The sequence below is a fragment of the Candidatus Zixiibacteriota bacterium genome (assembly GCA_020853795.1).
Taxonomy (GTDB): domain Bacteria; phylum Zixibacteria; class MSB-5A5; order CAIYYT01; family CAIYYT01; genus JADJGC01.
This window is the reverse complement of the sequence record JADYYF010000032.1, coordinates 1-11,522: the sequence shown is the minus strand read 5'-3', so window position 1 is coordinate 11,522 and position 11,522 is coordinate 1. Positions and strand designations below refer to the sequence as shown.

The window sequence follows — 11,522 nt, the reverse complement described above, 5'->3', positions numbered from 1 at the left end:
AATTGATCTGGATGGAGAGGTAGAGTTCCGGCAGTTCGAGTACGCTCTCCGGGATCGGTAACGTCGCTCCGACACGACAGCTCAAAAGCCCAGCTGCTACATAGAGCACTTGGCTCTCGCTCCACAGTGGCGACCCTCCGAACGGCAGTGAATACGCCCGAAACGTGAACGTGTAACTGCCGTCGGCAACAAGTGCGCCGGTCGAGTCGGTTAGACGCGCCTGATAGTTGAAGGACTCTGGAACGGCAAACAGACTGGCGAAAGCAGTAACGACAATTGCCGCGATTAGAGTAATGATCCTAACCATGATGTGCATCGTCTCCAGAATTAGAATGCAGGTAATGTTGTGGCCCCGAAATAATATAGTACATCGGTTGATTTAGTCAATATTTAGGATGACCCCCCCCCTTGCCTCAGTTGCGGCCCTCTGTAAGCAAACTGCGCCTGCGAGGGCGTTAAACGGTCCGCTCTTCCAGGCTCGGTGGCAGCATGTCGGCTCCGCTTTGGATAATCTATTTCACAGCCGAGGGGGAGTGCTTAGACTGATTCTTCGATGCGTAGCGCGCCAGCACCTGCGCCAGCGTCTGTGTAAGTTCGAGGTTCTTGAACGGCTTCGCGAAAAATCCGTCGGCGCCGGCAGCGATGACCTCTGATGGCGTAAACTTTCCCGAATAGCCGGTCATCACAATCACTGGCACTCCCGCATAGGTGGCTTTCACTTCGGCCATTAACTCCAGCCCCGACATGCCGCTCATCATGATGTCGGTTACCACCGCGTTGATTCTTTCCTGCCTGAGGATTTCGAGCGCAGTCTCGGCCGAGTTGGCCGTCAAGACGCGATAGCGCTCGAGTTTCAGATGCTCGGACAAGATGTCGGCGATCTCCGGCTCGTCGTCCACCACCAGCACTGCTTTTTTGCCTTCCCGTTGCCCACGGAGAAGCTTGGACTCTAATGTTGCTTGCCCGATCGGCAACACCAGAAATTCGAAGGCGGAAAGGCTGCGAAATTGAGCAATCTGGTCATGCGTGAACCCCGTGGCCGCGAGGATGATCGGAACCTGCAACAGTCGCCGATCGTTCTGTCGCCGCGATAAGAGCTTGAGGGCGCATTTGTCGGAATAGCTGACATCCAGAATCACCACGTCAATTGCGGAGTCGTCGATCAACTGAGTCAGCACCTGACTGCAGTTCTCCAGCGCCAGAACCTCGTGATTCATCCGCCTAAGTTGCTCAACGAAGCTGGTCCATTGCCTATCGTTGGAGCTGGTCACCAAGACTTTCACGCTTGTCCTCCCGACAGTCAATTCAAGTGCTTCTCACGCGCCCACCAACCGAACTCCTGCAATTATCGACCAATCGCGGCATATACTTAGACACCTCGACTCGAAGTTCCTTCCCCGCGCTTTCAATAAACCCTTTCCTGGCACCGTCAAGAATCCCTTCCTGACGGCTAAGTTCGCTGTCACTCAAGCCTGATCATCAGATCATGCCGAGTTGCGGCAGGTCTTGAGTTCGCACATTGACCACAGCACAAATATGCTCTCGCTCGTTCAGCCCGAAATTGTGATCTGGCGCCTTTAACCCCGACCCGGGAATCAGTTCACCTCAACAGACCTACCGCGATGGCACGTTGACCAGTCTGCTCCGCCTACCGGTGGCTTCCCGGCCATTTCTAATTATGCAAGGGAGCTGGAGGCGCAGAGGAACCCGTCGCTACCCTCGCCGCCAGCGCATCCAGCTTCTGCTCAAGCTGATGGATCGTGACACGCTGCTGCTTGATCCCCTCCAACAGCAGCGGCACTAACCGCGAATAATCCACCGCATAGTATCCATCCGGACCACTCGAAACTGCATCCGGCAGCACCCGGGCCACCTCTTGGGCAATTAGCCCCGTCTGCTCATCATCACTCAAGCCGTGGTGCTCGCGAAATTCAGGTTTCCAGCGATAATGCACACCGTGAAGCTGGGATATCAACTCCAGCGGATCATCGATTTGCCGAATGTCTTCCTTCAACCGTTCATCCGACGGGCAGGCAACATTGGTAGCACAGACTTTACCAAAGGTCACGATGTCGCCGTTCTGCGCGAAGGAGATGACAGTGTTGTTGGTTGTGGTTCGGAACTGAAACCCGTTCGGCGTGGCAAAGTTGTTATAGACAATGCCGCCGTCAATGTTCGATGTGGCATTCCCGAACAGGATGCCGCGCTCGCCGCCATTGGGTGTCAAGATTGAGAGGTACGAGTTGAAAGAACTCTCGAATGTCGCCAGAGTATATGGCAAAGGTCCAGTCGAACCGGAAGCACCCGCCTTAACGTGGAGAAGGCTCTGCGGCGCATTGGTGTTGATGCCGACGCCTCCGGCGGCGCGAACCAGGAACTGATTGTCCCCGGTCGAACCAAATGGCAGAGTCGAAGAGCTATCGGACCAGACGAAAGTGCCGAGGTGCCGGGCTTTGGCGCCAAAGCCACCCGCAAATGAGTAGCGTCCGGCGGCAACATTGTCGCGCCCGCCCGGCACGACTGCGAACGCCGCGCTAGCCGTGTCGGACTCGCCGCCGCAAACGACAGCGCCCACATCGGAAGCAACATTACCGCTGCCGCCACCGATGGAAGCTGCCAGTCCTGAACAGCTGTTGTTGACTCCGCCGACAATCGCGGCGCTGAATCCTGACACCCGGTTGAGATATCCCCCTCCAATCAGACCGTAGCCGCCGGTGACGGTATCCGCCGAGCCGCCGCCGATGAAGGTGTAATTGCCAATTGCTGAGTTGATGAAACCGCCGCCTACGACCGCAACATCGCCGGCAGTATGATTGGACTGGCCCCCGGCAATGACAGAGCGAAAGCCCGCGGCGGAATTTCCAAGTCCGCCACCCACGACGACATCGTTGTTCCCGGCCGTATTCTGGGCTCCACCCCCGATGTGACTCGAAATTCCGATTGCCCGGTTCCCCAGACCACCGCTGATGTTGGAATACGCGCCGACGGCAGCGTTCGACTCGCCCAGCGCCACAGCATGGTCTCCAGACGCCGTGTCGGCAAGTCCGACGGCAAAGGCGTCGGCACCTGAGTTATCATGACCGGCGCCGATGGCGACTTTGCTTGCGATCACGCCGCCAGTAGCGCCGTCAACTGTCGCAGCGCGGAACGCGTAGGGTACGGTAACCATCATCACCCGCGGAACTAACTCAGGGTCGGTGCCCACCTTGATGCCGAGGTACCGGGTCGGACCGGAAAAGACCGAATCCACGATTGGCGTCACAGTGCCCAGCAGTACGGAGAAAACTCCGTTCACCACCGTGACGGTTCGTGATTCGCTCCAGAGCACCACCCCGCCGCTGGAGACATCATAAATCGCAAATGCGACGCTGTAATCCCCGTCGGCGAGGGGCGTGCCCCCCGGCTCCGACAGTCGGCCTTGATAATTCATCGCCGTGGGAACGGCTGCAGCTGCCGTGACCAGCGGTAGGAAGAGTAAACACATGCCAAAGGTAATCATTCTCATCGAACACCTCATCGGACTCATGATGTCCAGAAAGTTTCGGAATATTCCTGACTTGACGTAATCGGCCAGTGCCCGGGATTGTGGGACGGGGAAATACAGACTAGCAGGCACAGGCCTGAGGAAATATAGTATGTGGATTTATAAAGTCAATATTGTGAAAAATCCGGTGAGTCAACCCGCCACGGCTCTCAGATCAACGTAATTGCGGGACGACTTGATTTCGCCCGCTGACCGCTTCTCCCATTGTGCTCACTGTTTCTCTGTACGGGATTTCGGAACGGTTGCGGCAGGTCTTGACTCCGCGCATCGACTGCGACACCCCTATGCTCTCACCCTCTCAGCGCGAGATTGTGACCTGCCGCCTGTGACCCCTTCCTCAGACAGGAATGTCTGACCTACCGATGGGTGGCATCGGGTTTAAGGCTTCAGGAAGTATCTGCGGGAACGAGCGACGGAATGCTGGAAACGCGACCTACGAACCATCAGAGTCGAGTTTCGATTTGCATCTGGGGCATACGCAGAAATCTGGCCCATACAGAAGTTCGCCGCAACTCGAACACCTGAACACATCGAGTTTCGACTTGCATCTGGGGCATTCTCCGAAATAGGACTCATTAAAAGACTCGCCGCATTCCGAACAGCTGTAAACGTCGCTTTGAAGCATTCTGTTGATATCTCCACTGAACTCAAGTCCGTTCTGCTTTTTGAGCAGTCTCACAATATCCGCGCCAGCACGCAAGAGCACTGAGACGATCCATCCTTGAATAAACGCTCCCACTCCTACCGCAACCCACGTTGGACTCAAGCCCTCTTCTGCCCAATCATCGTATTCACTGTCCTTAGTCACCATGCCAGAGACAATCAGCGACGCAACGGCTGCGACGACTGCAATGACCAAAACAAGGCCCCTTGCTTGGTCAAGGTACGACTCACTTCCCCTAGCATATTCTGTCACAGTCGACTTAACTACATATGCCATGATTGTTCCTCCTTATTTATGTGCCTCGCACGCTGTTTCAGCCTGTCGTGCGGACAGGTATCATATCATAGTAGACGGTCGTGTCCACTTCAAGCGTAGATTATCGTACACACGACTAATCAGTTTGAAACATAGCTACCGTCGCCGGGTCAATACCGGTCGCAGAGATCTCCTCAGCGAATGTGGCGAAAACTGCAATCCCCCACTTTCACGAATCTGGAGTCCTGAACTTTGCCAGTCATAGATCCAGCCTTGACGGTCCCGATCAAGAAGTACACACATGGGTGACTCATTACGACTCACAATCAAAAACCCCCGCCTCTTTCGAGACGGGGGCCTTCTCATTTAACCCGGCAGCGATCTACTCTCCCACTGACTTTCGCCAGCAGTACCATCGACGCGGTGAGGCTTAACTTCTGTGTTCGGAATGGGAACAGGTGGGACCCTCACGCTATGGCCACCGGAAAATTCTATTAACCAATATCAGAGGCCGATGCGGATCAACGCATGATCAGAAAAGCTTTTGGGATTTTGAGAAATCACTGTAGTCCCGTGTTGTGACTGTCGCGTCCCCCACCGCAAGCGGCGGGCACCGACAACATCACAGTACACAGACGTACGTTGATCAAATCGGTCGCGAGGGGCGGGTTTGATGCTCCCGCCCGTTCCCGACAAATCTTAGATCAAGTCTCACGGCAAATTAGTACCACTCGACTGAACCCCTCACGGGGCTTATATCTGTGGCCTATCAACCTGGTCATCTTCCAGGAGCCTTTAGGTCTTGCGACAGGGAAATCTAATCTTGGGGTGGGCTTGGCACTTAGATGCATTCAGCGCTTATCCCTTCCGGACACAGCTACCCTGCCATACCACTGGCGTGATAACAGGTGTACTGGCGGTCCGTTCGACCTGGTCCTCTCGTACTAGGGTCAACTCCCCGCAAATTTCCAACGCCCGCATCAGATAGAGACCGAACTGTCTCACGACGTTCTAAACCCAGCTCACGTACCACTTTAACTGGCGAACAGCCAGACCCTTGGGACCTTCTCCAGCCCCAGGATGTGATGAGCCGACATCGAGGTGCCAAACCCCCTCGTCGATGTGAACTCTCGGAGGAGATCAGCCTGTTATCCCCGGGGTACCTTTTATCCGTTAAGCGACGGCACTTCCACGCGCAACCGCCGGATCACTAGCACCTACTTTCGTACCTGCTCGACATGTACGTCTCGCAGTTAAGCTGACTTATACGCTTGCGCTCTACAGCTGATTACCAAACAGCCTGAGTCAACCTTTGTACGCCTCCGTTACCTTTTGGGAGGCGACCGCCCCAGTCAAACTACCCGCCTGGCAGTGTTCCTCGCCCAGATTCATGGGCTAAGGTTAGACATCCGAAAGAACAAGGGTGGTATTCCACTGATGGCTCCACCGAGGCTAGCGCCCCAGCTTCAAAGCCTCCCACCTATGCTCTACATGCCCGTCCAAATGACAGTGCCAGGTTATAGTAAAGGTCCACGGGGTCTTTTCGTCCCGATGCGGGTAAGCGGCATCTTCACCGCTGCTACAGTTTCACCGAGTCCCACGTTGAGACAGCGCCCAAGTTGTTACACCATTCGTGCAGGTCGGAACTTACCCGACAAGGAATTTCGCTACCTTAGGACCGTTATAGTTACGGCCGCCGTTTACTGGGGCTTCGATTCAGGGCTTCGCAATGATAAATCAAAGCTGACTCCTCCTCTTAACCTTCCAGCACCGGGCAGGTGTCAGTCCCTATACGTCGCCTTGCGGCTTAGCAGAGACATGTGTTTTTAGTAAACAGTCACCCAGGCCTCTTTACTGTGACTCCATTCGGCTTCGTTGTACACTACACCTACTTAGGAGCACCCCTTCTTCCGAAGTTACGGGGCCATTTTGCCTAGTTCCTTAACGTGGGTTAGCTCGAGCACCTTAGGATATTCTCCTCACCTACCTGTGTCGGTTTACGGTACGGACAGATGTGAAACTTACATAGAGGTTTTTCTCGGCAGTGGGCTTAGGGGCAGTTGGTTTGTCCGAAGACTCATTTCCCCGTCGCGTCTCGACTTTGATCGCACGGATTTACCTGCGCAATCGGTCTACTCGCTTGGACCGGCATCCGTCAGCCGGCTACCCTTTCACTCCTGCGTCACCCCATAGTTCAAACGCGTCACACCTGGTACAGGAATATTGACCTGTTTTCCATCATCTACGCCTTTCGGCCTGAACTTAGGATCCGACTAACCCTGAGCGGATTAACCTTCCTCAGGAAACCTTAGGTTTACGGTGAACAGGTTTCTCGCCTGTTTTATCGCTACTCGTCCTAGCATAATCTCTTCTGATTCGTCCAGCATCTCTTGCCGAGACACCTTCGCTCTACTACAGAATGCTCCCCTACCAAATCCATCTTGCGATGGAAGTCCGCGGCTTCGGTTCAGAACTTAGTCCCGTTTATTATCGGCGCAGAATCACTCGACTAGTGAGCTATTACGCACTCTTTAAATGAATGGCTGCTTCTAAGCCAACATCCTAGCTGTTTCAGTAATTCCACATCCTTTGTCACTTAGTTCTGATTAGGGACCTTAGCCGGCGGTCTGGGGTGTTTCCCTTTCGCCTACGAAGCTTATCCCTCGCAGACTATCTCCCGTGGAACATGTCGACGGCATTCGGAGTTTGATTCGGTTCGGTAGGCTTGTAGGCCCCCTAGCCAATTCAGTGCTCTACCTCCGTCACACTTTTGCACGAGGCTAGCCCTAAAGCTATTTCGGGGAGAACCAGCTATTTCCAGTTTTGATTGGCCTTTCACCCCTATGCACAGCTCATCCCCCGCCTTTTCAACAGCGGTGAGTTCGGACCTCCAGACCGTTTTACCGGCCTTTCATCCTGGCCATGCATAGATCAACTGGCTTCGGGTCTACCCCCGGCTACTAAACGCCCGTTTAAGACTCGCTTTCGCTACGGCTCCGGCAGTGTTTGCCTTAACCTTGCAACCGAGGAGTAACTCGCTAGGTCATTATTCAATAGGCACGCGGTCAGTCCAGATACCCCGAAGGGCATCCTTTCCTCCCACAGCTTGTAAGCACACGGTTTCAGGTCCTATTTCACTCCGCGTCAGCGGTTCTTTTCACCTTTCCCTCACGGTACTTGTTCACTATCGGTCACCAAGTAGTGTTTAGCCTTATCACGTGGTCGTGACAGATTCAATCAGGGTTTCTCGTGCCCCGATTTACTTGGGTATCTACTCGAGCAAGCCGTTTGATTTTCACCTACGGGACTATCACCCTCTGTGGTTTACCTTTCCAGGTGTATTCGATTAACCAAACGGTTTCTGACTTGCCGACCTATGGACACTTCGGTCCGAATAGACCCCGCTACACCGATGGCACAACGCGTATCCGCTTTAACGTGCCGTTCGGTTTAGGCTCTTTCCCGTTCGCTCGCCGCTACTCAGGAAATCACTATTGTTTTCTCTTCCTGGGGGTACTGAGATGTTTCAGTTCTCCCCGTTCGCCGCGCATACCTATGGATTCAGTATGCGATGACAGGGTATTGCCCTGCCGAGTTGCCTCATTGGGAAATCCCCGACTCAAAGGATGTTTGCTCCTAATCGGGGCTTATCGCAGCTTACCACGTCCTTCATCGCCTCTTGGTGCCAAGGCATCCGCCGTATGCTCTTAATTACTTGATCGAAATCCTAAAAGCTCGATCTCTGTATTCATGCGGTTTGATCCGCATCGGCTCTGATATTTGGTTGTCAAAGATCGTGACTCTCTCCATTCCGGAGAGACGTAAGCTTGTCACTTCTATCGAAAGGCTCTTCGCCTTTATCGTCCTGGAGATGATCGGGTTCGAACCGACGACCTACGGCTTGCAAAGCCGCCGCTCGCCCAACTGAGCTACATCCCCGCGTAGTCAAAGATCACCGTGAATCGTCTCCCCCCACTCGCTACGCTTGTCGGCTTATCCTACCCGCGCCAGCTTGCTCAGATTCACTCGTCTGCCAAGGTGCTATCGAAAAAAAACGACCCGCGCTTCGCGGGGTCGTAATCATCACGCCCTCAAACAGCGACGCGCAATATATACGCGGCAACGCCGGTGTCAATAGAATTTTTCGGAAAAATTACGACAAAAGTTGATTTATCAAAGCGACTGTGTCCCAAACACTTCTTTTGATCGAGGGTATTGTATGTCCGGATTAATAAACCTCCGCCGCCAAATACCCCACCACCTCCTCATTATCCCCCGTCACCTGCCCGGAATGCCGATACTCAATCGCGCGCGCCGTCCGCGCCCCTAACTTCCAGCAGGTCATCATCACCGCCGTGATCGGGCAGAAACCGCAGGCTTCCGCCTTCCCCGAATCGATCAACCCCATCAACGCCTGCGGATCAAACGCCTGAACCGCTGCAATCACCCGGCCATCAAGCTTCGCCGCCGTCCCGGCACTGTGGAAGTGCGAAAGATCGGAACTGGCAACCAGCAAGGTCGACTCCGGGTCGATGATCTCCGCCAACGCGTCGGACAAACGAGCGGTGATCGCCGGCGTCTGATATCCCATGACGATCGGCAGCAACTGAAACTCTCCTAATGCCGCCTGCAGGAACGGCAACTGCACCTCCAGCGAATGCTCAGCCATCGCCCCCTCAACATGACCCGCTCCCGAAATCTCCACACCGCTCTTCCCGCGCAGTTTTTCGACCAGCTCCCGCGCTACCGGCACAACGCCCAACGGCGTCTCATACCCGTCGCCATCGAAGACCGACGAAAAGTCGAAGCGCGCCCGATGCGACGGCGCCACGATCACCACCGTCCGATAACTTGCAGCAAAGGTGCGCACGCGCGCATACGCCGTCGCAGCGCATTCCCCCGAGTACATATAACCGGCGTGCGGCGCAATGATCCCTTGCGGACGCGGCGTGTCGGCGGGCACCGCTGCCGCGTCCAGCATCGCCGTCACGTCCGCCTGCAATTGCCGCGCATTGCCCGGGTAGAAACTTCCGGCAAAGCACGCCTGGCGAACTGTAGCCTTCATGAAATCCTCCTGCTATTTCAACGCCGACTCGCCGGTGCTCGTGCAGAGGTGAAGCATCCTCTCGGTGCAGTGGTGATCTTGATCAAACGGCTCCAGCGCACTGACAAAGATTGGCCAGTCGAGTTGCTTTCCCTGATAGTCTCGATAAAGCGCCCGCAGAAACTCGCGCCACCGTTCGTCGCCGACACAACGCCGCACTTCCTCGAACACACGCGGCGCCTTGCTGTAAATCAATGCTCCCTTCTCCTGCGTGTTTGGCATGTCCACCTCCAGCAGTGGCACATCGCGCTCCGTACCGGCGAACTTGCGATACGGATCAAGTTGCTCTTCCCAGCGGGCGGCTTGCTCTTCAGGAGCAAAATCTCGCGTCTCGTACATCAACCGAATCTGGTGCGGCAGTGAGACCGTCAGCAACCAGTATCCCTGCGTTGGAAAGTGCACAAACGCCCCGGCTCCGAACCATTGCTGCGCGATACACAAATGGAGCCCCTCGTAATATCCCTGCGCGAACCCCGCCATCATGTCGGAACCGATCGTGACAATCCCCGTACCGATGTTCATCCCCGGGAATTCGCTGGTCTCGACCAGCGTCAGCCCGGGATGGTGATACGGTCCGAAGTTCTTCTCCATGTAGACCAGCGTGCTGCAGGCTTCGGCAACGATGGTGCGCATGACCGAATCGGCAACCGTTCTCGCCTCGATGGTGATCTTGGTTTCACCACACTTGGTGGTGACCTCTCGGAAATATCCATCGCGATAGATCAACAACGGAATCTTGAACACAGGTATCAGCGTCTGAAATGCCACTGTGCGCACTCCGCTCAACGCCGACTCATTGAAGCGTTTGCCGACACTCAGCACACGATAATCGTCAGGCAAAGCCACCATTGTTATCGCATTGACCAGTTGGTCCAGAAGTATTGGATACCAGCGATGGCCACGGTCAAGCAAGATCAGCGAATCCTGAAGCGGGTCAAGGGGCCAACTATAACTGAAATTCAGTTGCCAGGAGTTGGCGAAAACCGCTTGAGCGGGAATCGAAACGGCAACTGTGTCTGCGCCAAGGCGCTTCCCTTCTGCCGGGATTGAATCGATGTCGGTTCTAAAAAAGACCGAGAGCGATTGAACTCTGCTGCTGAGAAGGAGGTGAACGGTCGAATCGGCGGCGCCGTACTCGCTCTGGATCTGCCCGGCGACCTCCAATTCTTGCGACGGCGGCAAGTAATTCACGAACAATGTCGTCAAGGGCTGAGCCGCGAGCGTCACCGCGCCGGACGCAATCCAACAAAGGACAAGGCGGAACAGGCGTTTAAACATCGAAACCTCGCAGAATTCTAATGTGGACGATACTATCAAACAATATCAGCAGCCGGCAATTGGCAAGCAGAAATCCAGCGCAAAAAGGTGACCGCGATTGGAATCCGCCGGCCCGCAACTGAACCTGCGCTCGCTCATCGACCGCCGCGTGCAGCCTCGCGAGACTTCTACTGTCCGTGAAAATCAAATATGGGCTCGGGCAGAATCGAACTGCCGACCTCGCGCTTATCAGGCGCGCGCTCTAACCATCTGAGCTACGAGCCCATTTCGTGGGATTGCCAAAGTAAAGATTGCTTGGGCAAAGTCAATAGAATTTTGGCCTATTCGCCCGCGCCCGGCTGACCTCGCCCTTGAATATGAATCACGCGCTGCGGGAACGGAATCTCAATCCCCTCGCGATTGAACGCATTGTAAATCTCACACCGCATCTGTTCGCCCGTCCGCCACTGATCCGCAATCTGCGCCACCCGGCAGGTCAGCGAAAAGTTCAGCGCCGACTCGCCGAAACTGACAAAATCCGCCGACGGCGCCGGATCCGCTATCACCTTCAGATGCTGCCGCGCGACATTCAGCAAAATCGCTTTCACCTTCTCGATATCGCTGCCGTACGCCACGCCGATATCGATCTTGACACGGATCGTCTCCTCCGGATATGACAAATTGGTGACCTTGGCCTT

The 11,522-nt window shown here is 55.1% G+C and carries 7 protein-coding genes, 2 tRNA genes and 2 rRNA genes; all 11 read right to left on the bottom strand.

Going from position 1 to position 11,522, the window contains the following annotated elements:
• The coding region (locus tag IT585_02095; GenBank protein ID MCC6962021.1) for a hypothetical protein at positions 1–307 on the bottom strand (307 nt) is incomplete at its 3' end.
• A gap of 205 nt (positions 308–512) precedes the next feature.
• Positions 513–1,283: a response regulator gene (locus IT585_02090; protein MCC6962020.1), complete on the bottom strand. Its 771-nt coding sequence runs from the start codon at positions 1,281–1,283 to the stop codon at positions 513–515.
• A 389-nt stretch (positions 1,284–1,672) separates the two neighbouring features.
• Positions 1,673–3,505, bottom strand: coding sequence for a tail fiber domain-containing protein (locus IT585_02085; GenBank protein ID MCC6962019.1), 1,833 nt, complete (start codon positions 3,503–3,505; stop codon positions 1,673–1,675).
• A gap of 472 nt (positions 3,506–3,977) precedes the next feature.
• The gene (locus IT585_02080) at positions 3,978–4,484 is read right to left on the bottom strand and encodes a hypothetical protein (protein ID MCC6962018.1); all 507 of its coding nucleotides are present in this window, start codon (positions 4,482–4,484) and stop codon (positions 3,978–3,980) included.
• A gap of 348 nt (positions 4,485–4,832) precedes the next feature.
• Positions 4,833–4,949, bottom strand: a 5S ribosomal RNA gene (rrf, locus tag IT585_02075).
• Positions 4,950–5,163: 214 nt separating this feature from the next.
• Positions 5,164–8,184: ribosomal RNA gene (locus IT585_02070) — 23S ribosomal RNA — on the bottom strand.
• A 145-nt stretch (positions 8,185–8,329) separates the two neighbouring features.
• Positions 8,330–8,402: transfer RNA gene (locus IT585_02065), tRNA-Ala, on the bottom strand.
• A gap of 289 nt (positions 8,403–8,691) precedes the next feature.
• Complete coding sequence (gene amrB / locus IT585_02060) at positions 8,692–9,528, bottom strand: AmmeMemoRadiSam system protein B (protein MCC6962017.1); 837 nt, start codon at positions 9,526–9,528, stop codon at positions 8,692–8,694.
• 12 nt (positions 9,529–9,540) lie between these two features.
• Positions 9,541–10,845 carry a hypothetical protein gene (locus IT585_02055; GenBank protein MCC6962016.1) on the bottom strand — a complete coding sequence of 435 codons (1,305 nt, stop codon included), beginning with the start codon at positions 10,843–10,845 and terminating at the stop codon, positions 9,541–9,543.
• Between the two features lie 190 nt (positions 10,846–11,035).
• Positions 11,036–11,109 (bottom strand) — tRNA-Ile (locus IT585_02050).
• A gap of 56 nt (positions 11,110–11,165) precedes the next feature.
• The coding region (locus IT585_02045) for a mechanosensitive ion channel (GenBank protein MCC6962015.1) at positions 11,166–11,522 on the bottom strand (357 nt) is incomplete at its 5' end.

Coding starts and splice junctions, on each gene's coding strand:
- IT585_02085 (MCC6962019.1), bottom strand. CDS start 3,505: ATGAGAATGATTACCTTTGGCATGTGTTTACTCTTCCTACCGCTGGTC.
- IT585_02080 (MCC6962018.1), bottom strand. CDS start 4,484: ATGGCATATGTAGTTAAGTCGACTGTGACAGAATATGCTAGGGGAAGT.
- amrB (MCC6962017.1), bottom strand. CDS start 9,528: ATGAAGGCTACAGTTCGCCAGGCGTGCTTTGCCGGAAGTTTCTACCCG.
- IT585_02055 (MCC6962016.1), bottom strand. CDS start 10,845: ATGTTTAAACGCCTGTTCCGCCTTGTCCTTTGTTGGATTGCGTCCGGC.